Source organism: Lysobacterales bacterium, from assembly GCA_016703225.1.
GTDB lineage: Bacteria > Pseudomonadota > Gammaproteobacteria > Xanthomonadales > Ahniellaceae > JADKHK01.
In genome coordinates this window covers 548,112-571,685 of record JADJCM010000001.1, presented here as the reverse complement: position 1 = coordinate 571,685, position 23,574 = coordinate 548,112, and the positions used below count along the sequence as shown (strand labels likewise).

Genomic DNA, 23,574 nt, shown 5'->3' with positions numbered 1-23,574 from the left:
CTCTACGCGTTGAGACCATGTTCAATCAGATCCTGACCCGCCTGTTCGGCAGTCGTAACGAACGCCTGCTCAAGGGCTGCGAGAAGGTAAAGCAGCAGATCAAGGCGCTTGAGCCTCAGATGCAGGAGCGCAGCGACGTCGAGTTGCAGGGCAAGACCGCCGAGTTCAAGCACCGCGTCGAGCAGGGCGAGACGCTGGATGCCTTGCTGCCGGAAGCATTCGCGGTGATGCGCGAAGCCGCGAGGCGCGTGCTCGGCATGCGCCATTACGACGTGCAGCTGGTCGGCGGCATGGTGCTGCATCAGGGCAAGATCGCCGAGATGCGCACCGGCGAGGGCAAGACTCTGGTCGGAACCCTGCCGGTGTATCTGAATGCGTTGGCCGGCAAGGGCGTGCACGTCGTCACCGTCAACGACTACCTCGCAAAGCGCGACTCGGCGTGGATGGGCCGGGTCTACAACTGGCTTGGGCTCTCGGTCGGGGTGGTATTCCCGGGCATGAACCACGCCGACAAGCGCGCCGCCTACGCCGCCGACATCACCTACGGCACCAACAACGAGTACGGCTTCGACTATCTGCGCGACAACATGGCGCTGTCAGCCGAGGATCGCTACCAGCGCGGCCAGTTCTACGCCATCGTCGACGAGGTCGATTCGATCCTGATTGACGAGGCGCGCACGCCGCTGATCATCTCCGGACCGGCCGACGAGTCGCCGCAGCTGTACCTGCGCGTCAACACCGTGGTGCCGAAGCTGGCGCGACAAAGGGACGAAGAAGGCGAAGGCGACTTCTGGGTTGACGAGAAGGGCAAGCAAGTGCACTTGTCCGAAGCCGGCATGGAGCATTCGGAAGCGCTGATGCGATCGGCCGGCATCATCGGGGCCGAGGACAGCCTGTATGACGCGCACAACATCATGGTCGTGCACCATCTGAATGCCGCATTGCGCGCGCACAATCTCTACCAGCGCGATGTCGACTACATCGTGCGTGACGGTGAGGTCATCATCGTCGACGAGTTCACCGGCCGCACGCTCGCCGGACGGCGCTGGTCGGACGGCTTGCACCAGGCGGTCGAGGCCAAGGAAGGCGTGCCGATCCAGCGCGAGAATCACACGCTGGCGTCGATCACCTTCCAGAACTACTTCCGCCTGTACAAGAAGCTCGCCGGCATGACCGGCACCGCCGACACCGAGGCCTACGAGTTCCAGCAGATCTACGGGCTGGAGGTGGCGGTCATCCCGACGCACCGTCCGATGGTGCGCAAGGATCATCCGGATCTGGTTTTCCTCAAGGCTGACGCGAAGTGGAATGCGATCATCGAGGACATCAAGGAGTGCTACGCCCGCAAGCAGCCGGTACTGGTCGGAACGACCTCGATCGAGACCTCGGAAATGCTTGGCGAGCGGCTTCAGGCCTCAGGCATTCCGCACCAAGTGCTGAACGCCAAGCAGCATGAGCGTGAGGCGCAGATCGTGGCGCAGGCGGGCAGCCCGGGCGCGGTGACCATCGCCACCAACATGGCCGGTCGCGGCACCGACATCGTGCTCGGCGGCAATCTCGACGCCGAACTGGCGGCGCTGCCGCCGGAGACCACCGACGCCGAACGCGCGCGCGTCCGCATCGAGTGGCAGAAGCGACACGACGAGGTGCTGGCGGCGGGTGGCCTGCATATTGTCGGCAGCGAGCGTCACGAATCGCGGCGCATCGACAACCAGTTGCGCGGCCGTTCCGGTCGCCAGGGCGATGCCGGGTCGAGCCGTTTCTTCCTGTCGCTGCAGGACAATTTGATGCGCATCTTCGCGCCCGACTGGGTGACGAAGTGGATGCAGGTGTTCGGCATGAAGGACGAAGACGCGCTCGAGGATCGGCTGGTTTCGCGCCAGATCGAGAAGGCCCAGCGCAAGGTCGAGGCGCACAACTTCGACGTGCGCAAGAACCTGCTCGAATACGACGACGTCGCCAACGATCAGCGCAAGGTCATCTACGCGCAGCGCAACGAGTTGCTGGAACCGAACGACATCAAGGAAACCATCGACAGCCTGCGCTTCGACGTCGTCGAGGACATCGCGCGTCGCTTCGTGCCGGTCAAGAGCATCGCCGACCAGTGGGACATCGAAGGACTGGAGCGAACGCTGGCCGCGGACCTCGGCATCCAGTTGGAGCTGAAGCGCCATCTCGATGCGAATGAGGATCTGGAGGAAGCGGTATTGGTCGAGAAGGTGCAGGAAGACGTCGACCGTTACTTCCGCGAGAAGGAGGCGGGCATGGGCAGCGAGTTCATGCGCACGGTCGAGAAGCACTTCCTTCTGCGCGTGCTCGACACCCAGTGGCGCGACCATCTGGCGAACATGGACTACCTGCGCCAAGGCATTCATTTGCGCGGTTACGCGCAGAAGCAGCCGAAGCAGGAATACAAGCGCGAGGCGTTCGAGCTGTTCACGCAGATGCTCGACCGCGTCAAGCAAGAGACGGTCAGCATCCTCGCGCGCGTGCGCGTGCAGAGCGAAGACGAAGTGGCGCGTATGGAGCAACAGCAGCAGGCGCAGGCGCGCCAGCAGCAACAGGCCATGGCGTTCCAGCATCCCGACACCGGCAATTACGGCGTCGATGAGGAAGCCGAGCAGGTGCAGGCCGCGGCCGCGCGCCAGTCGAACCTGCCCAAGGTGGGCCGCAACGATCCCTGTCCCTGCGGCTCCGGCAAGAAGTTCAAGCAGTGCCACGGCCAGCTGGCCTGATGCGCTGACCGGAACGGCGCATGCGCGTGGTCGCCGCCCTGCTCGAGGATGAGGCAGGGCGCGTGCTGCTCGCACAGCGGCCACCTGGCAAGCACGAGGCCGGCCGCTGGGAGTTTCCCGGCGGCAAGGTCGAAACGGGTGAGTCGGCGTTGGACGCGTTGCGTCGCGAGCTGCACGAAGAACTGGGCATCGAGGTCACTGCGGCGTCGCGCTTCATGTGCGTGCGACGCAGTCGTGGTGTGGACGAACTGGCGCTGGAGGCTTGGCGTGTGTCTGCTTGGCGGGGCGTGCCGGTAGCACACGAGCACAGCGCGCTGGTGTGGCAAACGCCGCAGCAAGCTCTGTCGCTGTCGTTGTGCGATGCCGATGTGCCGATCTGCCGCGTCGCTGGGCTGCCATCGTGTTATGCGATCACACCCGATCCCGGCGCTAGGATCCCGGCGCAGTTCCTGGAGCGTATCGAAGCCGGATTGCAACGCGGCATCCGCCTGCTGCAATGGCGCGCGCCGATGCTTGATGCCGGTCGTTATCGCGACACCGCCTGCGAATTGCGTGCCCTGACCGCTCGCTACAGCGCGCGCCTGATGCTCAACGCCAGCCCGGCGCTGGCCATGGCGATTGGTGCCGATGGCGTGCACCTCAATGCCTCGCGCCTGATGGCCATGAGTGCGACGCAGTCGTGGCCGAAGGAGTTGCTGGTCGCGGCCTCGGTACATGGGTTACGCGAACTGGCGCAGGCCGAGGTGATCGCCGTGGATTTTGCCGTGATTTCACCGATCCGTCGTACCGGCTCGCATCCGCGAACCGAGCCCATCGGCTGGTCCGGGCTGCGCCAGCTGATCGAACACAGCGACGTGCCGGCCTATGCACTCGGTGGCCTTGGTCCCGATGATGTGTCCGAAGCGCGCGCGCATGGCGCGCTGGGGGTCGCCGGAATCAGCGCATTCTGGTGAGGTGCGCGCGCCAGCCGGCGAGCGCTGTGTCCACGCGATGGTGCAGGTCGGCGAGCGTGCCGTCATTGGCGATGACTTCGTCGGCGATGGCAAGTCGTTGCGAGCGCGGCGCCTGCGCCGCGATCATCTTCCGCGCCAGGTCGGCGTCGACGTGATCGCGCTGCATCAGCCGCGCCTTTTGCGTGGCAGTGCGGGCATCGACCATCACGGTTCGATCGACCCAGTCGTAGTGTCCACTCTCCACCAGCAACGGGATTGCGAGTAAGACCAACGCATCCTTGCTCGCCGTGGCGCCTGCGCGCAATGCGTCACGCACGCGCGGGTGGATGACGGCTTCGAGCATGTGCCGAGCTGAAGACTGCGCGAAGATGCGGGCACGCATGGCGCGTCGGTCGAGCTGGCCGTCGGCCTGCAGCACGTCCGGCCCGAAACGCTCGATGACCTCGGCGAGGCCCGAGGTCCCCGGCGCGACGACATCGCGACTGATGCGGTCGGCATCCAGGATGGCGACGCCTTGGGCAGCCAGTCGATCAGCCACCGCGCTCTTGCCCGAAGCCACGCCACCGGACAGCGCAACCACGAAGGCCATGGCTCAGTACAAACCCATGCTGTGCTTGTAGGTCGCGATGATCCAGTCACCATAGAGAAACTGGACCCAGCCGGCGATGGCCAGGAACGGTCCGAACGGGATCGGCGTCTGGCGGTCGCGCCCCTTCGCAATCAGGATTGCACTGCCGATCACTGCGCCGACCAGCGAGGACATCAGCACGATCGGGATCAGCCCTTGCGGGCCGACGAAGGCACCCAGCGCAGCGAGCAGCTTGAAATCGCCATAGCCCATGCCCTCCTTGCCGGTGACCAGCTTGAACAGCCAGTACACGCTCCAAAGACTGAGGTAGCCGAGCGCAGCGCCCCAGAGCGCCTGGGTCGGCGGCACATACAGCGAAGCCGTCGCCGCCGCGAGCAGGCCCAGCCATAGGGTCGGCAGGGTGAACTGGTCGGGCAGCAAGGTGGTGCGGAAGTCGATGCCGGAAGCGGCGATCAGGATCCAGGTCAGGACCAGCGCCACAGCCGATTCCCATCCCGTGCCGAAGTGCCACACGACGGCTGCCGACGCGGCCGCCGTCAGCAATTCCACCAGCGGATACTGGATCGAGATCGGCACCCGGCACGACCGGCACTTGCCACGCAATACCGCGTAGCTCAGCACCGGAACGTTCTCGTACCACGACAACTGGTGCCCACACTTCGGGCAACGCGAACGATCCGCAACCAGCCCCGGCGGTGCGGCCTCCTCGGTCTCCGGCAGTTCCAGAATTTCCCGCGCCTCACGGCGCCACGCGAACTCCAGTCGCGGCGGCGTGCGCAGGATCACGACATTCAGGAAGCTCCCGATCAGCAACCCGAAAACGAACACGGCGGCCGCAAGGACCGCCGTGTCGGCGAACAACCAGTCGAACGCCGGCATCCGAAGTCAGACCACGGCGCCGAGCTTGAAGATCGGCAAGTACATGGCGATGACGAGGCTGCCGACCATGCTGCCGATGATGACGATGATGAGGGGTTCGAGCAGGCTGGTCAGCGTGTCTACGGCGTTGTTGACCTCGCGCTCATAGAACTCGGCCACCTTGAACAACATGGTGTCGAGCGCGCCAGCTTCCTCACCGATAGAAGTCATTTGCTCGACCATGGTCGGGAACAGATTGACCTGCCGCATCGAGATCGCCAGCGAATAGCCGACTGCGACGTCCTCCTTCATTCTCATCACTGCCTTCGCGTAGATGATATTGCCAGTGGCGCCCGCAACGGTCTCCAGTGCCTCCACCAGCGGCACGCCCGACTTGAACGTGAGCGCCAGCGTTCTGGAGAAACGTGCGACCGCGGATGCATGCAAGATGCCCCCGATCACGGGCAGCTTGAGCATCATCCTGGCGGCGGTATGCTGAAATGCCTCGGAGCGCCTGTAAAGCTGGAGGACTACGTAGCCGGCGGCCATAGAACCAAGCAGAATCGCCCACCAATAGGCTACAACAAACTCCGACAGTCCGATGACCATGAGGGTGAAAGCAGGAAGATCGGCTCCGAAGCCAGAGAACACGGTCTTGAATTGCGGTACGACGAAGATCATCAACACCGCGCAGACCATGATCGCCACCGCGATCACCGTGGCCGGGTAGAACAGGGCCTTCTTGATCTTGCCCTTGAGCGCTTCGATATTCTCCTTATAGCTGGCGACTGTATCCAGCACGGTATCCAGCACGCCTGCTGACTCACCTGCCTTCACCAAGTTCCGGTACAGCTCATCGAAGTAGATCGGGTGGCGCGCAATGGCTTCGGCGAGGCTCGAGCCGCCCTCGATGTTGCTCTTGATGTCGTTGAGCATGGTGGCGAGCGCGCCATTCTTGGTCCCCGACGCAATTAGATCGAAGGCCTGCACCATCGGCACGCCCGAGGACATCATGGTGGCGATCTGGCGGCTGAAGGTGGCGATATCCTGCGGCGTGATCCTGCCTTTGCTCGAAAAAAAACCGGCCTTTCGCTCCGCCACCTTGCTTGGGTTAATGCCCTGTTTGCGCAGGTCGGCCTTGGCCAGATTCGCATTCTTGGCGCGCACCTCGCCGGTCATCTTCTTGCCGCGCTTGTCGGTGCCTTCCCATTTGAAGACCGGCATTTGCTCGCCGCGTGGCGTCACGGGGCTGCCTTTGCGGGGAGCGGTCTTGGTTGCAGTCGCAGTTGCCATGGCTTAGTCCTTGGTCACGCGGTTGATCTCGGCAAGGCTTGTAAAACCATCCTTGCATTTCTTCAGTGCTGACTGTCGCAGATCGTTGATCCCGATGCGACGGGATTCGGCGGCAATCTGGTTGGCGTTGCCGCCGGAGAGGATGATGGTCTGGATTTCCTCAGACATCGGCATCACCTGGTAGATGCCCACGCGGCCCTTGTAACCCTCGTTGCACGAGGAGCAGCCGACCGCCTCGTAGATGGTCATGGTGTCGATGTCTTCCTCGCGAAAGCCCTCGGCGAGCAGGGCCTCGCGCGGGATCTTGAGCGGCCGCTTGCAGTCGTGCAGGCGCCGCGCCAGGCGCTGGGCAGTGATCAGGGTCACCGCCGAAGTGATGTTGTATGGGGCGATGCCCATGTTCATCAGGCGCGCGACGGTCTGCGGCGCATCGTTGGTATGGAGTGTCGAGAGCACGAAGTGCCCGGTTTGCGCCGCCTTGATCGCGATCTCGGCGGTCTCCAGGTCGCGGATCTCGCCGACCATGATGATGTCCGGGTCCTGGCGCAGGAAGGAGCGCAGCGCTGCGGCAAAGGTCATGCCCTTCTTGGCGTTTTGCTGAACCTGGTTGATACCGAAGACGCGGATTTCGACTGGATCCTCGGCGGTTGAAATATTGACCGCTTCGGTGTTCAGGATATTCAGGCCGGTATAGAGCGAGACCGTCTTGCCCGAGCCGGTGGGACCAGTGACGAGCACCATTCCGTAGGGTTTCTGGATGGCCTCCAGGAACAACTTGCGCTGGTCTTCTTCGTAGCCCAGCTTCTCGATGCCCAGTTTCGCGGCCGAGGCGTCGAGCACGCGCAACACTACCTTTTCGCCGAACAGCGTGGGGCAGGTGGAGACGCGGAAGTCGATCGACTTGGTCTTGGAAATGTTGAGCTTGATGCGTCCATCCTGCGGCACGCGACGCTCGGCGATGTCTAGGCCAGACATCACCTTGAGACGCGCGGAGATGCGTGGCGACAGCTTCACCGGAGCGGTCGCGACCGCGCGTAACATGCCGTCGATGCGCAGGCGCACGCGCACCGAGGTCTCGAACGGTTCGAAATGGATGTCGGAGGCGCCTCGTTTCAGCGCATCCAGCAACACCTTGTTGACGAAGCGCACCACCGGCGTGTCATCGCCGCCGGCGTCGATGCCGCTGCCACCGCCGCCCTCATCATCGTCATCGCCGCCCTCGACTTCGAGATCGCCCAGCCCTTCATCGTCTTCGCCATCGCCCGCTGCGAGCGAATCGGCTCCGGCAAGCGCCAAGTCGATCATGCGCTCGAGCGTGTCCAGTGGTACCAGGATTGGCTCGACCGGCATGTTGGCTGCGAACTTGATGTCGTCCAGCGCGCGCAGATTGGTCGGATCAGAGATACCGACGAACAGGCGGTTGCCGCGCTTCCACAGCGGTAGCGCCTTGTGGCCCTGGATCAGTTTTTCCTCAACCAGCTTGATCGGCATGGCGCGTGGATCGATCGCCCGCACATCCACCAAGGGAATTCCGAACTCGATCGAAGCGGCATTGGCGACCGCTGCAGCGGGAGCGAGGCCATTCTGGACAAAGCAGCTGACGAGCGGGATTTTCTGCTTGGAGGACTCTTCGACCGCCTTGCGCGCGGCGTCCTCCGGCACGAGGCCTTCAGCCGCGAGTCGGCGCGCGATGCCAGGCATTCCGGCAAGGGAGGATCCTGCTGGCGTACTCACGAAGCCGCTCCAAAGTGACGTATCCGGTCAGAAACATACCGCAAACATCTGACCCCGCATAGGATTTGGGAGCCAAATTCGTGGATTGGGATGGAGCGCCTATGCGATCTGGTTGTACCGCCTATATCACCTGGCCCAGTCGCACGACGGTAGGCTGCGGATCTTGGCTTGGCTTGGCCCATTCATGAAACTTGGGGGCGACATGTTTCGAAAAGACATCCGCGGATTAAGGGCACTCGCCGTATTGGCCGTGCTCTTCTATCACTTTCGAGTTCCTGGATTCTCTGCGGGGTTCGCTGGGGTCGACGTCTTCTTTGTTGTTTCCGGTTACCTGATGACCTGGCTTCTGGTCCACGACCTAGAACATGGCCGGCATTCAGCCACAAGTTTTTACTTGTCCCGCGCTCGCCGAATAGTTCCCGCGCTTGTGACGCTCAGCGCTATTCTGATGCTTGTCGGCTGGTGGGTGTCGCTTCCCGACGACTATGCGCGGTTCGCAACGCACGCACTAGCCAGTTTGTGGTTTGTATCGAACCACGTCTACCTCGGTGAGTCGGGTTACTTCGACTTCGCAGCCACCGAGAAGTGGATGCTGCACACTTGGTCGCTATCGGTGGAGTGGCAGTTCTACCTTCTCTTGCCGCTGTTGCTCTCCGTTTGCTGGCGGTGGCGCCCTCACCGATCGTTCATTGCCGCCGCTTACGTGGTATTTGCCCTTGCTTCGCTCTCACTGATGCTGGCTGTGCCAGGGGACTTGAAGTCGACGGCCTTCTTTCTGCTGCTGACTCGCATGTGGGAGTTAATCGCCGGCGGTTTGACGATGTTGGTCATTCCAATCTTGCATGGGCGTTCTTCGCTGCGATGGGTGTTCGGTGGTAGCGGCGCTGTGGGGATGCTGCTTACGCTCTTGCTATCACCATCGTCTGTCGACTGGCCGGGGCCGTGGACACTTCTGCCAGTCCTTTCCACTGCAGGCGTCTTGTGCGCAGAGGATCGAAGCCCAACCGTGCTCGGATCGCACGTGCTCGGGTGGGTAGGCGATCGCTCATATTCGCTGTACTTGTGGCATTGGCCGATAGTCGTAGTCCTCACAGATCTGGGTGCGGAGCGTACGGTGCAACTTGGAGTTGGTTTGCCGGCTTCTATTCTATTGGCACATCTCTCATATCAAATGATCGAACAACCGTTCCGCTCCAAGTTCCCCGGATTCCGGGCGCGAGATGCTGTCATGGCTATGGCTTTCGCAGCTGTGTCTGCCTCGCTCGCCCTGATAATCACGGATGCCGGGGTCCCTGCTCGCATGCCCGCGGTGGCGGAGGGTGCTGCGGCGGAAGCCAGAAACCGATTTTCGCCACTGCGGAAGTGCCAACGTGCTGCAACTGGACCATGGGATAGCTGCCGCTATGGAAGTGGACCAGTTGGTGCAATTCTGATTGGCGACAGTCATGCCGACGCGGTTGCTTCATCGCTCGCGCAAGTGCTGACGGAACAACAGCGCTCGCTTGTACTGTATGTCTATCCGAGTTGTCCGACTTTGATCGGGGCGAAGTGGACGCCAGGCGTATTCCGGGCTGGACAGCATTGTGAGGCTTTCAATCAATGGGCGCTGGCCCGCGTCGACGAATTCGCCAACGGTGTGCCGGTAGTTCTGGTTGCGCGGAGTAGCGCTTATCTCTACGGGTTGACCGAGTCGTGGGATCCCAGCCCACCAGGACCGGCGATACATTTTTCGCGACCAAGAGGTGAAGTAGACGCCGAGTTTCTGGACGAGTATTCAAAAGCGCTCTACCAAACAGTCTGCCAGTTGACGCGCCGCCGTCCGGTTTTCCAAGTTCGACCGATCCCCGAGATGGCCGTCAACGCTCCGCGAGCAATCGCCCGCTCACTTATGCGGCGAGATTTGCGGATGCCGGCGATCGATTTGTCCGCCTATTGGGCACGCCACCAAACGGTGATTGCCGTTCAAGAAAGTGTTTCGAATCACTGCGGTGGAAGAACGCTGGATCCAGTACCGCATCTCTGTGACTCAAGTCACTGCTTCGCCGGGTCTGCCGGCCGTCCCTGGTATTACGACGACGATCATCTGAGTGAATTCGGCAACCGGCGATTGCTGCCGATGTTCCGTCAGATGTTCGCCGTCTCCAAGACTCGTTGACTATAGACCGTTGCTTTCGCGTTCATCTGACAACGCGAGCATGTAGGTGCGGAGAGTGAACATCGATGAGGATCTGCCGTAGCTTACCCGAAACTGTTTCTCGGCCTTCTCGACGCCCAGATGGTCGCCTTGAGCCAGTCGACCGAGCATTATCGCGCCGACTAGATACTCCCGGCCGTCCATCCGCGACCATTCAATATCACTCAGTGCATGTTCCGCAGCTGACTCGATGGCCAACCCGTCGCGCGACGCCAGCGCGCGCATCAAACCGAACCATGCTGTCTGGGCTCCTGGCTCGGTGCAACCGGGCCAGTTCTCGGCATCAAAGGCTCTCTTCATTTGATCAGGGTTGGCGAAAGCGACGGTCAGTCTGGTCACCGTCATCATCGAGTCGGTGAGTTCCAGTGCCTTGGCGCCCTTCTGGCAGGTTGCACCGAGGTCAATCAACATGGCGGTTGCAACGACGGCCTCCGGGTACTTGGACATCAGTTTCGGCGTCAGCCTATGGTTGATCAGTGAGGCGACAATCTCTCTTGCTCGGTGGTGCGAACGAAGCACCGGATACAAGCGAGACTCTTTTTCGCCGCTGTCCAAGTTGGCCGTGTCGGTCAATTCCGGGCGCCCGTGCAGCATTTGCTGGATCGGCAGCGGCGGTTCGGACAAATTGATCATAAGAGTTGCGGCGTCTCTGCGGAAGCGCGCAGAAGGTCCTTGCAGCGCCAATGCTGGGTAGAAGTCTGAGTGAGGTTCAGCATCGAAAACCCGGACGATGGCGCGCAGGCTCTCCGTCGTTGCAATGTGGCGGGCTAGATAGGCGTCTGGATGGCTCACGCCCTGCAAGCTGACTATCTTTGCCAATCGGTCTTTCCCCTCGCCAAGGTTCTTGTATTCGAAGTCAAGCTCGGACTGTCGGGCGACAATCAGAAGATCTGTCGAATTGGTAACGAAAACGTCTGCATAGCGAAACTCGGCCAGCACGGCTGCGAGCACTTTGGACAACAGACGGTCGTTGATTTCGTAGGCATGCATCCATTGAATGAAAACCCCGTCTTGCTTCAGGTGTTGCTTGATTTCCTTGTAGAACTCAATCGTGAACAGACTGGCGACACCGCTGACCCAAGGGTTGGATGGCTCGGACACGATCAGGTCATAGGCGTAGCGTCCGCTCGCGAAGTGCGTACGCGCGTCATTGATGACGATCTTGGAACGCGGGTCCGTGTATGCGAGTTCATTGAGGGGTTTGAACCCCTCCGCAACCTTGACCATTGCTGACTCGATTTCGATGGTCTCCACCGTGCCTATGTTCTTTGAAGCCAGCAGCGTGTGAGTCGACAGCCCTGATCCGAATCCGATGACAGCGACGCGATCGTATCGGTTGCGGATTGATAGCGGCAGCGACGCGATCATCGTCATCGTGACCTCGTCACCCGAGTTCGGAGCCCCGGGGATCATCTGGATGCCTGCGTCCGGCTTGCCGTTAGTCGCGATGGTGCGAACGCCGGTTGTGAACGCGGTCATCGAGATCGTCGCAGTCTTGCCGTCCACGTATGCGATGGTCTGCTGGTCAAGGGGGTCGAAAGTCGAGTTTCCGTAACGGAAAACGCCGCTCGACAAGACGCTGACATCAACCTTTCCGACCCATTGCAGTAGCCCAAACGCGCACACCGTCGCGAGCAATGCGGCAAGCGCTGAGAACTTGTGGGGCCGGTCGCAGTACTTGTAGTACAAGTAAGCGCCAAGGAAACCGTCGATCACCGCGGCGAGCACAATACTAAGGCGAACACCAATTGCCGGGATCAATGCATGCACCATCAGGAAAACGCCCAGGATTGCGCCCAGGGTATTCGCGGCGTAGATCTTTCCGATCTTTTCGGTGCCCGCGCCGGATCGGATCAATGCTGCGGTCATCAGCGGCAGGGTCATTCCCGCGAAGAACGCCGCTGGGAATACCGTCGACAGCGACACGACCGCAGTGGAAGTCAGGAAAATCAGGTAGCCATTATCGGTACGCGCAACTGCGGCCATGACCCACTCGACCAAGCTGAAGCTGTACGCATAGAGGATCAGGCACAGCAACGTGGCAACACCCATTGCGACTTGCGCGAATGCAGCACCACGGACTACGTCAAAGCTGGCTCTGCGTGCCCAGTAACGGACCGAGAGTCCACCCAGTGCCAGACCGAGAATGAACGATGAAAGCATGAGCTCGAACGAGTGCTGGGTCGATCCCATCGACAGGTTGAGTAGGCGTATCCAACCGACTTCATAGATGAATGAAGTCGCCCCCGTGATAAGCGCCGCAAGCAACATCATCCGGGATAGTCCTGAGCGAGTCCGGGCGATGGCTGGCTCGGCAACGGCTGCCATGTTCTCCGCTTGCGCGGGCATGTGCCTGAGTTCAGGAGCATGCCGGCCAAGTTTTCTGGAGTAGGCGATGGCTGCCAGTCCTACGCCGATATTGAGCAGCCCAGCGACGACCAATGAACCCGGGGTGCCAAACTGGGGCACGAGCAGGAAGGTGGCGATAAGTGCGCCGAACGCGGCGCCAATGCTGTTGGCGAAATATAGAGATCCGAGCACGGACGAGTCGGAGCGTGTCGAGGCGCGGATGCAGGCCGCGCCAAGGATCGGAAACGTAGTACCGAGCAGGATGGACTGAGGCAGGACCAAGGCCGCACCGCTGACCCATTGCCAGGTGATCGCGGCCGCCGGCGACGCCATGGCCGGCAGGGCGATGGTTTGCGAGAAGTTGGCTACTGTCAGGTATTCGGAATGGGAGGCAAGACCGAGCAGGCCGATGCCGATTTCGAGCAGTCCGTAAAGTTTCAATAGCTGGACTGGGCTGCGTCGTGTCCGGCTGGTCAACCAGGAACCGATGGCCATTCCACCCATGAAGATCGAGAGCACCAGTGCCTGCGCGTAGGCGGCGTGACCCAAGATCAGACCCAGGTATGTGGACCAGACCGACTGATAGATCAGTGCCGCGAATCCAGACGCAATGAAGAGCGCCATCGACAGAGCAAGTGCATGGTGCTGAACGCCCCCAGCGTGGTGTGAATCTGGAACTGCGGCACTAGCTGTCATTCGATCCTCGACTGTAGATGGACAGTTCTTCTAGAGGTTCTGTCGAAGAACTGCAAGCCGCTACTTTCGTTGGGCCGAACTCGCGCGCAACCTAGTTGAGCGAGATCCATCATTTGCTTTCGTCCACCATGGATGGCTGCGACTCGTTGACACGGATCAAATTACAGACTCGTTCGATACAGGTCACACTGGTTGTCCGAAGGAGTGGCGATCATCCTCCGACGTCGTGAACTAGCGGCACTCTGCGGGTACGTACTTGTCGGGTGACACGGAAGTGCATGACCATTTCACCGTGCCTCCGCCGCCCATGGACGGCGCGTAGACCAAAACGACGCCTTGTGTCAACGCACTGCCCGTTGCAGTCAGTACTCCATTCACACAAGCAAACGAATCCACGTTCTTGGTCCCAATTACGCCCGTGTTAACCCCTTGGCATGCATTGGCGTCGATCACTGCATTATTCGAAATATTCTCAGAGACAGTTGCCTTCGCGCTCGCCGAGAGAACTGCGAGCTCAGCAACCCGGGCGCGAATGGTGTAGTCCTGATAGGCGGGCAGTGCAATCGCTGCAAGGATTCCGATGATGGCCACCACGATCATCAGTTCAATCAGCGTGAACCCATGCTGCGATTTCATTGGAGTCGGCCTCGGAAAAGTGTGTTGTCGCGACGCAAATTGACGCAATTGCTGTGCCAAATCAGCATTGTCGTGTTGGCCAGCGAAATGGTCCTCTCGGTTGGCCTTGAAGCGTCGTTGTCGACTAGTCGTGAGTCCTAGTCGACTGAAAAAAAAGAAGGGCGCCGAAGCGCCCTTCTTCACAGACCGCTGGGTGGGATCAGCGGCACTCGGCCGGAAGGTACTTGTCATCCGCCGCCGAAGTGCAGGTCCACGCGATCTGGCCACCGCCGGCAAGCGATGGCGTATAGACCAGCGCGACGCCCTTGGCGTTGGCATTGCCGGTGACGGTGAGGACACCGGTGGCATCCGCGCAAAGGAACGAGGCAGTATTCTTGGTGCCGGGAGCCGTCGTATCGACACCGAGGCAGGAGCCCGCGGCGATAACGCCGCCTGCATTCGAGATATTCTCGGCAACCGTCGCCTTGCCGCCCGACGCCAGAATGGCGAGTTCGGATACGCGAGCGCGTACGGTGTAGTCCTGATAAGCCGGCAGCGCGATCGCGGCGAGGATGCCGATGATGGCGACGACGATCATCAGTTCGATGAGGGTAAAGCCCTGTTGCTTTTTCATGTGAGACCCCTTTGCAGTTGATTAGCTAACAACCTTCACGACCACGGGACTGGCAGTTGGCCTGGTTCCCTGGCCCTCGGGCCAGCACGGCGGTCGTGCGTAACGATAGAAGCATAGGTTGTGCCAATGGGCAACCCCGAGCGCAGCAGGCGCGCCAGTCCTTGGGTTCCCGATTGTCACGAATGATTGGCAGGGTCCAGGCCGGGAAATCGGGCTGGCGATGCGCCGAAGCGCCCTGTGCTGGGGCACAGTACTGCCGTTGCCGCTATGGTTCGGAATCCGGGGCGAAGCCGTCAAAGCCGGCTGTGATCAGGGGCTTGCCGCAGCTGCGTTCGATGATCACTGCACCGAAGCCTGTTCGAGCCTTGATCGGCAGTACGGCCAGGGCCGACTCATCCCGATTGCCGCTGCTTGCCCAGCGACGGAGTGCCGCAGTTTCCTCGGGTTGGCTCTGGTCGTAGTCGGACAGCGGTCTTGCGTGTGCCAGTAAAGTGCTGGAAACGTCGGACAAGGGCACGAAAGACTTGGGCAGTTGCGCAGTCGCCGGGCCGCCTTGGGCGGCCTCCAATGAGCGGGCCATGCGCTCCTGCGCATCTTCGGGCGGCATCACCCCGACCACGACCGGGCCGGTCCAGGAAAGCTCCCGCCACTCCTCGCGCGGCGCCTTGGCTAGCTCGTCGGGGTGAATCTCATTGGCGGATACGAGTTCGAAGCGATCCACCGCCCCCACCAAAAACACCGGCCGCGATTGCGCCATGACCCAGACGCCATAGCCCAGGGCGCCCATCTGGACCATGAGGATCACGGCCAAATCCCAAATTAACGATTTCTTGATGGGGTTGAAGACGATCAGGGTCAATAGTGGACCCAGGGTGACGTCGATCCCGACGACCAGGATCAGCAGCTTGCCGGCGCCCGCCAGCGTGAACAGGGCGTCGGGGTACCAGACGAAGCTAAACAGCGCGAACACGGCCAGCCCGAGCAGCACGCTGAACGCGAAATGCCCGCCCCCGTCTGCCAACAATTGAGGCTCCGAATACCCATCAGTCAATCCCCAGCTTCTTCAGCTTGTACCGCAACGCCCGGAAGGTGATGCCGAGCTTGGCGGCGGCCTTGGTCTTGTTGTAGCGGCACTCTTCCAGCGCCTTGATGATGGCGTCGCGCTCCAGGCTGTCGATGTAGTCGACCAGATTGGAAGCGCTGGCGGAGCCGGCGGATGCTGCGGAGGGTGGGGTGGCTTGCGGGCCTTTCAAGGGGGCGAAGGTATCAGCGACGCCGCTTTCGGGAAGGCGCAGATCATTGATTTCTATTCGGTTGTTCTCGCACATTGCGATGGCGCGCTCCAGGATGTTCTCCAACTCGCGGACATTGCCCGGGAAGTTGTAGGCCATCAGCGCCTTGAGCGCTGCCTCGCTGAGTTGCGGGCGTTCGATGCCCCACTCGGGGGCGATGCGGTCGAGGTAGCGCTCGGCCAGCAGCGGAATGTCCTCGGCGCGTTCGCGCAGTGGCGGCACGCGTACTTCGATGACGTTGATGCGGTAGAACAGGTCTTGCCGAAACTGCCCCTGTTCGACCAACTTGGACAATTCGCGATGGGTGGCGCTGAGGATGCGCACATCGATCGGAACCTCGGCGGTGGACCCTACCGCGCGCATCGCTTTTTCCTGGATCACGCGCAGCAGCTTGACCTGCATGTGCATCGGCAGGTCGGCGACTTCATCGAGGAACAAGGTGCCGCCGGACGCGGCCTGGAACAGGCCCTCCTTGTCGGTATTGGCGCCGGTGAAGCTGCCCTTCTTGTGGCCGAAGAACTCTGACTCCATCAACTCCGAGGGAATCGCCCCGCAGTTCACCGGCACGAACGGTCCGGCGGAACGAGGGCCCAGTTCGTGGATCATGCGCGCAACCAGTTCCTTGCCGGTGCCGGACTCGCCGCGGATATAGACTGGCGCTTGGCTGCGGGCCACCTTTGCGATGGTCTGGCGGACCGCTTGCATCGCCGCCGACTGTCCGATCAGCTTTTCGTTCGAGCCCTGGGTTTCGGCCTTGCGTTGTTCGCCAAGCTTGAGCGCGGTCTGCACCAGTCGGCGCAATACCGCCAGGTCGACGGGCTTGGAAACGAAGTCGAAGGCGCCGGCCTTGAGCGCGTTGACCGCAGCATCGACGTTGCCGAAGGCGGTGATCATCGCGATCGGCGTCTGCGGATGCTGGCGAGCGACATGGGCGATGATGTCCTGGCCGTTGCCGTCGGGCAGACGCATGTCGGTGAAACACAGGTCATACTCGTGCTCGCTGAGGCGCGCGAACGCCTCCGCCTGCGTGGCCGCGGTGTCGACCGCGAGGCCCATGCGCGTCAGGGTCATCACCAGCAACTCGCGGATGTCGGGCTCGTCGTCGATGACGAGTGCAGTCTGTCGGCTCATCGGTGCGTCGTTCCGTGTCGGTCAGGCGATGGCGGTGCCGGGTTGGCCGTGGAAGCTGATGCGGAAGCAGCTGCCGCCGCCAGCCAGCGAATGGTAGTCGAGAGTGGCCTGATTGGTCTCGCAAAGCTGGCGCGCGATGTACAGGCCGAGCCCGGTGCCCATTTCGCTGGTGGTGAAGAAGGGCTCGAAGATGTGCGCCGCCTGCTTGGCGGGAATCCCGGGGCCGCGGTCGACCACTTCCAGTACCGCCTGGTTGGTTTCCGGCAAACGTCGGATGACCAGTGCCACGCGCGCCGGTTCGTTCGGCATGCGCCCGTAGCGCAGGGCGTTCTTGACCAGGTTCCACGCCACCTGCTGCAACTGGTCGGGGTCGAACATCACCGACACGCCGCTCGCCTGGACGTTGAGCTTCAGCTCGTCCTGGCCGATCGGCTGCACGGTGCGGAACTCCTCGACAAATGCCTCGGCCCAGCGCGACAAGGTCACCAGCTCTTGTTTCGAATGCTGGCGCCGCGACAACTGCAGGATGTTCTCGACGATCGCGTTCATGCGCAGGCACTGGCCGCGGATGATTTCGAGCAAGCGCCGATCGGACAGCGGAAAGTCCTCGGACTCGGCCAGCAGCTGGGCCGCGTGGCTGATCGCCGCGAGCGGGTTGCGCACCTCGTGCGCGATGCTGGCGGAGAGTCGCCCCAGCGAGCTGAGCGTCAGCTGCTCGGCCTGGCGCGTCATCAAGGAGGTGTCTTCGAGGAACACGATGCAGTGGTGCGCGTCCGACTGTGGCACTGCGACGAAGCGCGGGATCACTTCCGGCTGGCCCTCGGCGAGGGCGATCGGTTGCAGGTTGGTGGCGTGGCCAGCGCGCCATTCGTTGACGCGCAGCGCCAGCGACGGGCTGATGCCGTTCAAGTCCTTGCGCGTTGGCGAGGGCTGCCCGAGCAGATGCCAGGCCGACTCGTTGATGCGCTGAATCTGGTTGCGATCATCGACCACGATCACGCCCGAGCGCATGCGCCGGATGATCAACTCGTTCAGCTGCGAAAGGCTGGCGAGATCCGATTCCTGCCGATCCATCAGCTTCTGCCGTTGCGTGACTTCGCTGCGCAGCAGTTGGCTGAGTGCGGCGGCGGCGACGTAGGCGAGCCCGAACAACATCACTTCGCCGGGGCTGCGCTCGCTACGGTCGCCGAATGCAATGCTGACCGCGCGTTCGAAGAACCCGGCCAACCCGGCAGCCAGCGCGAACGCGAATGCGGAGCGGAATGGCAGCAAGGTCGCTGCGCTGGCGATGTTGACCAGGATCAGCGTGGCGATGCCGCCGTCCAGCCGCGAAGTGGCGTGAAGGGTCAGCGTGGTCGCTACGATGTCGATGCCGATGCCGAGGAAGACCGGCAGCCGCCGCGTGTGATCACCGAGGCCGCCCCAGAGCAACAGCACGATCGCTGCGATCAGGTAACACATCGCCACGCTGCGCGCGAGCAGCGGATGGTCGATGCTGACCAGTTCGCTGCCGAAGGGCGTGAACAGCAATCCCGCCAGCAACGTCGCCTGAAGGATGCGATAAAGCGAGAAGAAATACGTCTCGCGCTGTACCAGGCTGCGGTCGCTGTAGCGGGAGAGGGTGCGGTCGAACACGGGATCGCCTCGACGGGATGTGCGTAGATAGCACGCCGGCGCCTCGCGTCGCGAGCGCAGGACCGGATTCGCCATGTCATTCCCGGTCGGGCTTTGGCACAATACGCGCCCGTTTTTCTCCGGTCCGTCGCGCGCGGCACCGATTCTCTGTTTTCCTTCATCAGGTGACTCATGAACTTCCACGAGTACCAAGCCAAAGCTTTGTTCTCCGATTACGGCATTCCGGTTCCCGCCGGTCGCATCGCCACCACTGTCGAGCAGGCCGCCGAGGCGGCGCGCGCGATTGGTGGCGAGCAGTGGGTGGTGAAGGCGCAGATCCACGCCGGTGGCCGCGGCAAGGCCGGTGGGGTGAAGCTGGCGCGCGACATCGACACGGTCAAGGAAGCCGCGGCCAAGATGCTCGGCACCGGGATGGTCACCTATCAGTCCGCGGGCCGCGCCTTGCCGGTCCACACCGTGCTGATCTCGGAAGCCAACGACATTGACCAGGAGCTGTATCTGAGTTGCCTGGTCGACCGCGCCACCAAGTCGGTGTCGTTCATCATCTCGGCCTCCGGCGGCGTGGACATCGAGCAGGTCGCACGCGACAACCCGGAAGCGATCCACACCGTCGCGGTCGACTACGTGCAAGGCCTGCAGCCCTACCAGTGCCGCAAAGTCGGCTTCGCGATGGGCCTGACCATGAAACAGATCGGCCAGCTCACCAAGATCATGACCGGCGTCTACAAGCTGTTCATGGACAAGGACATGGCGCTGATCGAGCTGAACCCGCTCGCGATCGTCGCCTCGGGAGACCTGATGGCGCTCGACGGCAAGCTCAACTCCGACGACAACGCCGAGTTCCGTCACCCGAAGCTCGCCGCGATGCGCGATGTCACCCAGGAAGACCCGGCCGAAGCCGAGGCCGCCGACCATCACCTGAATTACGTGCAGATGGACGGCAACATCGGCTGCATGGTCAACGGCGCTGGTCTGGCGATGGCGACGATGGATGTGATCAAGCTCGCCGGTGGCGAGCCGGCGAACTTCCTCGATGTCGGCGGTGGCGCCACCAAGGAGCGCGTGACCGAAGCGTTCAAGCTGATCCTGTCGAACCAGAAGGTCCGCGCGATCCTGGTCAACATCTTCGGCGGCATCGTCCGCTGCGACATGATCGCGGAGGGCATCATCGCCGCGGTCAAGGATGTCGGCGTGACGATTCCGGTGATCGTGCGCCTCGAAGGTACCAATGTGGAGAAGGGCCGCGAGCTGCTCGCAGGTTCCGGCTTCCAGATCATTCCGGCGACGGATCTCAACGATGCGGCGCAGAAAGCGGTCGCGGCAGTCAAAGGTTAAGGGGCAGCGATCATGAGCGTTCTCGTCAACAAGAGCACCAAGGTCATCTGCCAGGGCTTCACCGGCAGCCAGGGCACCTTCCATTCCGAGCAGGCGCTCGATTACGGCACCTTGCTGGTCGGCGGCGTCACGCCGGGCAAGGGCGGCTCGCAGCACGTCGGCCTGCCGGTGTTCGACACGGTCGCCGAGGCGGTCGATGAAACCGGCGCCGATGCGACCATGATCTTCGTGCCGCCGCCGTTCGCCGCCGATGCCATTCTCGAAGCGGCCGACGCCGGTATCCGCGTGATCGTCGCCATCACCGAAGGCATTCCGGTGCTCGACATGCTGCGCGTCAAGCACGCGCTCGCGCACTATCCGGACACCGTGTTGATCGGGCCGAACTGCCCCGGCATCATCACCCCGGGCGAGTGCAAGATCGGCATCATGCCCGGCCACATCCACAAGCCCGGCAAGATCGGCATCGTCTCGCGCTCGGGCACGCTGACCTATGAGGCGGTGTTCCAGACCACCAATGCCGGCCTCGGTCAGAGCACCTGCATCGGTATTGGTGGTGATCCGATCAACGGGCTCAACTTCATCGACTGCCTGAGCATGTTCCAGGACGACCCGCAGACCGAAGGCATCATCATGGTCGGCGAAATCGGTGGTTCGGCCGAGGAAGAGGCGGCCGAGTTCATCGAGGAATACGTCAAGAAGCCGGTGGTCGCGTTCATCGCCGGTGCCTCCGCACCCGCGGGCAAGCGCATGGGCCATGCCGGCGCGATCATTTCTGGCGGCAAGGGCACCGCAGCTGCGAAATTCGCTGCGCTCGAGAAGGCCGGCGTGACCACGGTGAAATCGCCGGCGGATCTTGGCCGCACCATCGAGGCCTGCCTCAAGGCCCGGAAATAGGCCCTGCCTTCGTGGGTGCGAATTTATTCGCACGCTCTTGATCGGATCAGTAGAGCGTGCGAATAAATTCGCACCCACAACAGCATGAACCGCACAATCCATGGCCACCATCCGCATCGCGCTCGCCCAGTTCGATTTTCCGGTCGCGGCGATTTCGGAGAACGCGGATCGCGTCGTCGCGTTGGCGGAACGGGCGCGCGATGAGCTCGGTGCGCGCCTGATCGTGTTCCCCGAGCTGACGATCTCCGGCTACCTCGCCGAAGACCTGTTCCTGCGCCCGAGCTTCATCCGCACCTGCGACGAATACCTGGCAAAGGTCGCCGAGCGCGTGCGCGGCATCGATCTGATCGTCGGGCATCCAATGCAGGAAGGCGAGCGTCGCTACAACGCGCTCAGCTGGATCCGCGATGGCGACGTGCTGGTGCGATATCGCAAACAGGCGCTGCCGAATTACACCGTGTTCGACGAGAAGCGCTATTTCGCGGCGGGCGACCAGGCGGCGACCGTCGAACTCGAGGGTGTGCGCTTCGCGCCGCTGATCTGCGAAGACATCTGGGACCCGCAGCCGGCGAGCCGCGCGCTGCAGGTCGGCGCCGATGCGTTCATCGTGATCAACGCCTCGCCGTTCAACCCGCGCAACCGCGCCGATCGCCACGCCGTGGTCCGCTGGCGTGCGCGCGAGCATGATGTGCCGATTGCGTACGTGAACCTGGTCGCCGGTCAGGATGATCTGATCTTCGATGGCGGCGCATTCCTGGTCGATCGCGATGGCCAGATCAACGGCCTGGCTCCGGCGTTCGAGGATCATCTGCTCGCGGTCGACTACGACATTGAGGCGCGTCGCTACCAGCCGCTGCAGTGGCCGTCGGCCGAAACCAGCGACGACGCGCGCGTCTACAACGGTATCGTGCGCGGCCTGCGCGACTACGTGCGCAAGAACCGCTTCCCGGGCGTGTTACTAGGGCTGTCCGGTGGTGTCGATTCCGCACTGACCCTGGCGCTCGCAGTCGATGCGCTCGGTCCGGAGCAGGTCACGGCGGTGATGATGCCGACCCGCTATACCTCGCAACTGTCGCTGGACGAGGCGGCGGCGCAGGCGAAATTGCTCGGCGTGAACTACCACGTCGTGCCGATCGAGGATGCCTTCAATGCCTTGACCACGACCCTGCAGCCCTTGTTTTCGGGCCGCGCGCCTGATGTCACTGAGGAAAACCTGCAGGCGCGCATCCGCGGCATGATCTTGATGGCGCTGTCGAACAAGTTCGGCGCGATGGTGCTGTCCACCGGCAACAAGAGCGAGATGGCCTGCGGTTACGCGACGCTCTATGGCGACATGTGCGGCGGTTACGCGCCGCTGAAGGACGTGTACAAGACCGAGGTCTGGGACCTGTGCCGATATCGCAACGCGATCTCGCCGGCGATTCCCGAAGTGGTGATCTCGCGCCCGCCTTCGGCCGAGTTGCGCGAGAACCAGAAGGACCAGGACTCGCTGCCGCCGTACGAAGTGCTCGACGAAATTCTCAAGCGCTACATCGAGCAGGACCAGTCACGCACCGAGATCGTCGCCGAAGGCTTTGATGCGGCGACGGTGGAGCGCGTGGTGCGCATGGTCCTGCGCAACGAGTACAAGCGACGACAGTCGGCTCCCGGTCCGCGCATCACCCAGCGCGCGTTCGGACGCGATCGGCGTTATCCGATCACGTCGGGTTGGCGTTGATCAGCCGCTGAACGGATTCAACTGCCGCCACTTGCTGCGCTTGGCTGGCCACTTGCCGACCAGGTACGGGTGCTCGGGATAGTTGAGCTTGAGCACTTGCGCGGTTTCGTCGCCGAGCTGGGTGCGGCCAATGCGGCGGTAGCTCTCCGCCATCACCGCCAGCGCATCGGCTGCGGCCGGTGCTTCCTGGTAGGTCTCGACCAGGAACTTGGCGCGAGTCGCGGCAGCGATGTAGGCGCCGCGACGGAAGTAGTAGTTGGCGACCATCAGTTCGGCATTCGCGAGGCCGTTGCGCAGGTAGAGCATGCGCTGGCGGGCGTCGGCGGCGTACTTGCTCTCCGGGTACTTGTTCAGCAGTTCGCCGAAGTCCTGGAAGCTCTGGCGCACGTACTGGAGGTCGCGGCGGGTGGTGTCTTGCGAGAAGTACTTCTCGAGCAAGCCGATGCGGCGATTGAAATTGACCAGACCGCGCAGGTAGTAGGCGTAGTCGATGCGTGCGTGCGTCGGGTAGATCTTGATGAAGCGGTTGATCGCGGACAGCGCCTCGTCCGGCTTGTTGTTGCGATACAGCGCATAGGCCAGCTCGATCTGCGCCTGCTCGTGGTAGCGGCCATACGGGAAACGCGCGACCAGGCGTTCGTAGAACTTGACGGCGCGGCCGACCTCGTCGTTGTCGAGAGAGCGCTTGGCTTCCGCATACATCGCGTCCACCGGCAGGGTTTCGGCCGCCTCGATCCGCGTGCGGTTGCTGCACGCGAGGAACAGGGGGAGGAGGGCAATCAACAGCAGTCGGGCGGGGATCTGGAGGCGCACAGGCACGAAACCGTCCTAGAATGAGGCGAGCATCATAGCCCATCCCCGCCGCAGGCCGGGACCGGGTCATCCGTCACGATTCGCGCGGGGTTCAGTCGGGCCCGCGC

Annotated in this window: 17 protein-coding genes; 6 read left to right on the top strand and 11 right to left on the bottom strand. The window is 62.3% G+C overall.

Going from position 1 to position 23,574, the window contains the following annotated elements:
- Window positions 1-17: 17 nt before the first annotated feature.
- On the top strand, window positions 18-2,735 hold the full coding sequence (secA, locus tag IPG63_02405) for a preprotein translocase subunit SecA (GenBank protein MBK6726104.1): 2,718 nt from the start codon (window positions 18-20) through the stop codon (window positions 2,733-2,735).
- Between the two features lie 20 nt (window positions 2,736-2,755).
- Window positions 2,756-3,688, top strand: a complete 933-nt coding sequence (locus tag IPG63_02400) for a Nudix family hydrolase (GenBank protein ID MBK6726103.1) — start codon at window positions 2,756-2,758, stop codon at window positions 3,686-3,688.
- On the opposite strand, the gene IPG63_02395 is transcribed toward IPG63_02400, so the two are convergent.
- The 4 genes from IPG63_02395 to pilB form a co-directional block, all read right to left on the bottom strand.
- A complete protein-coding gene (locus tag IPG63_02395; protein MBK6726102.1) occupies window positions 3,672-4,277 on the bottom strand; it encodes a dephospho-CoA kinase in 606 nt (201 codons plus the stop codon). The two genes, IPG63_02400 and IPG63_02395, sit on opposite strands and share 17 nt — an antisense overlap.
- A gap of 3 nt (window positions 4,278-4,280) precedes the next feature.
- The gene (locus IPG63_02390) at window positions 4,281-5,156 is read right to left on the bottom strand and encodes a prepilin peptidase (protein MBK6726101.1); all 876 of its coding nucleotides are present in this window, start codon (window positions 5,154-5,156) and stop codon (window positions 4,281-4,283) included.
- 6 nt (window positions 5,157-5,162) lie between these two features.
- On the bottom strand, window positions 5,163-6,359 hold the full coding sequence (locus IPG63_02385; protein MBK6726100.1) for a type II secretion system F family protein: 1,197 nt from the start codon (window positions 6,357-6,359) through the stop codon (window positions 5,163-5,165).
- 72 nt (window positions 6,360-6,431) lie between these two features.
- The gene (gene pilB / locus IPG63_02380; GenBank protein ID MBK6726099.1) at window positions 6,432-8,129 is read right to left on the bottom strand and encodes a type IV-A pilus assembly ATPase PilB; all 1,698 of its coding nucleotides are present in this window, start codon (window positions 8,127-8,129) and stop codon (window positions 6,432-6,434) included.
- 235 nt (window positions 8,130-8,364) lie between these two features.
- On the opposite strand from pilB, the gene IPG63_02375 reads away from it, so the two are divergent.
- Window positions 8,365-10,317, top strand: coding sequence for an acyltransferase (locus tag IPG63_02375; GenBank protein MBK6726098.1), 1,953 nt, complete (start codon window positions 8,365-8,367; stop codon window positions 10,315-10,317).
- Here the strand turns inward: IPG63_02375 and IPG63_02370 are convergent, their stop codons facing one another.
- The 6 genes from IPG63_02370 to IPG63_02345 all read right to left on the bottom strand — a co-directional run bounded on the left by IPG63_02370 (window position 10,318) and on the right by IPG63_02345 (window position 18,708).
- The gene (locus IPG63_02370) at window positions 10,318-13,329 is read right to left on the bottom strand and encodes a spermine synthase (GenBank protein MBK6726097.1); all 3,012 of its coding nucleotides are present in this window, start codon (window positions 13,327-13,329) and stop codon (window positions 10,318-10,320) included.
- Between the two features lie 303 nt (window positions 13,330-13,632).
- Window positions 13,633-14,037, bottom strand: coding sequence for a pilin (locus IPG63_02365; protein ID MBK6726096.1), 405 nt, complete (start codon window positions 14,035-14,037; stop codon window positions 13,633-13,635).
- 199 nt (window positions 14,038-14,236) lie between these two features.
- Window positions 14,237-14,650, bottom strand: a complete 414-nt coding sequence (locus IPG63_02360; protein MBK6726095.1) for a pilin — start codon at window positions 14,648-14,650, stop codon at window positions 14,237-14,239.
- Between the two features lie 265 nt (window positions 14,651-14,915).
- Window positions 14,916-15,674 (bottom strand): hypothetical protein, encoded by a 759-nt coding sequence (locus IPG63_02355; GenBank protein MBK6726094.1) that lies wholly within the window; start codon window positions 15,672-15,674, stop codon window positions 14,916-14,918.
- Between the two features lie 19 nt (window positions 15,675-15,693).
- Window positions 15,694-17,073, bottom strand: a complete 1,380-nt coding sequence (locus IPG63_02350) for a sigma-54-dependent Fis family transcriptional regulator (protein ID MBK6726093.1) — start codon at window positions 17,071-17,073, stop codon at window positions 15,694-15,696.
- 21 nt (window positions 17,074-17,094) lie between these two features.
- Complete coding sequence (locus IPG63_02345; GenBank protein MBK6726092.1) at window positions 17,095-18,708, bottom strand: two-component sensor histidine kinase; 1,614 nt, start codon at window positions 18,706-18,708, stop codon at window positions 17,095-17,097.
- A gap of 171 nt (window positions 18,709-18,879) precedes the next feature.
- Here IPG63_02345 and sucC point away from each other — a divergent pair, with 171 nt between their 5' ends.
- From sucC to IPG63_02330, 3 genes are all read left to right on the top strand, one after another.
- Window positions 18,880-20,043 (top strand): ADP-forming succinate--CoA ligase subunit beta, encoded by a 1,164-nt coding sequence (gene sucC, locus IPG63_02340; protein MBK6726091.1) that lies wholly within the window; start codon window positions 18,880-18,882, stop codon window positions 20,041-20,043.
- 12 nt (window positions 20,044-20,055) lie between these two features.
- On the top strand, window positions 20,056-20,937 hold the full coding sequence (gene sucD, locus IPG63_02335) for a succinate--CoA ligase subunit alpha (protein MBK6726090.1): 882 nt from the start codon (window positions 20,056-20,058) through the stop codon (window positions 20,935-20,937).
- 100 nt (window positions 20,938-21,037) lie between these two features.
- On the top strand, window positions 21,038-22,654 hold the full coding sequence (locus IPG63_02330) for an NAD+ synthase (protein MBK6726089.1): 1,617 nt from the start codon (window positions 21,038-21,040) through the stop codon (window positions 22,652-22,654).
- Here the strand turns inward: IPG63_02330 and IPG63_02325 are convergent, their stop codons facing one another.
- Window positions 22,655-23,473, bottom strand: coding sequence for an outer membrane protein assembly factor BamD (locus IPG63_02325; GenBank protein ID MBK6726088.1), 819 nt, complete (start codon window positions 23,471-23,473; stop codon window positions 22,655-22,657).
- Window positions 23,474-23,574: the final 101 nt, after the last annotated feature.

Excerpts from the sequence above, each read along its gene's own strand:
- IPG63_02385 (MBK6726100.1), bottom strand. The coding sequence starts at position 6,359 with ATGCCGGTCTTCAAATGGGAAGGCACCGACAAGCGCGGCAAGAAGATG.
- IPG63_02330 (MBK6726089.1), top strand. The coding sequence starts at position 21,038 with ATGGCCACCATCCGCATCGCGCTCGCCCAGTTCGATTTTCCGGTCGCG.
- IPG63_02365 (MBK6726096.1), bottom strand. The coding sequence starts at position 14,037 with ATGAAATCGCAGCATGGGTTCACGCTGATTGAACTGATGATCGTGGTG.
- sucC (MBK6726091.1), top strand. The coding sequence starts at position 18,880 with ATGAACTTCCACGAGTACCAAGCCAAAGCTTTGTTCTCCGATTACGGC.
- secA (MBK6726104.1), top strand. The coding sequence starts at position 18 with ATGTTCAATCAGATCCTGACCCGCCTGTTCGGCAGTCGTAACGAACGC.
- sucD (MBK6726090.1), top strand. The coding sequence starts at position 20,056 with ATGAGCGTTCTCGTCAACAAGAGCACCAAGGTCATCTGCCAGGGCTTC.
- IPG63_02375 (MBK6726098.1), top strand. The coding sequence starts at position 8,365 with ATGTTTCGAAAAGACATCCGCGGATTAAGGGCACTCGCCGTATTGGCC.
- pilB (MBK6726099.1), bottom strand. The coding sequence starts at position 8,129 with ATGCCTGGCATCGCGCGCCGACTCGCGGCTGAAGGCCTCGTGCCGGAG.
- IPG63_02395 (MBK6726102.1), bottom strand. The coding sequence starts at position 4,277 with ATGGCCTTCGTGGTTGCGCTGTCCGGTGGCGTGGCTTCGGGCAAGAGC.
- IPG63_02400 (MBK6726103.1), top strand. The coding sequence starts at position 2,756 with ATGCGCGTGGTCGCCGCCCTGCTCGAGGATGAGGCAGGGCGCGTGCTG.
- IPG63_02370 (MBK6726097.1), bottom strand. The coding sequence starts at position 13,329 with ATGGCGCTCTTCATTGCGTCTGGATTCGCGGCACTGATCTATCAGTCG.
- IPG63_02350 (MBK6726093.1), bottom strand. The coding sequence starts at position 17,073 with ATGAGCCGACAGACTGCACTCGTCATCGACGACGAGCCCGACATCCGC.
- IPG63_02360 (MBK6726095.1), bottom strand. The coding sequence starts at position 14,650 with ATGAAAAAGCAACAGGGCTTTACCCTCATCGAACTGATGATCGTCGTC.
- IPG63_02390 (MBK6726101.1), bottom strand. The coding sequence starts at position 5,156 with ATGCCGGCGTTCGACTGGTTGTTCGCCGACACGGCGGTCCTTGCGGCC.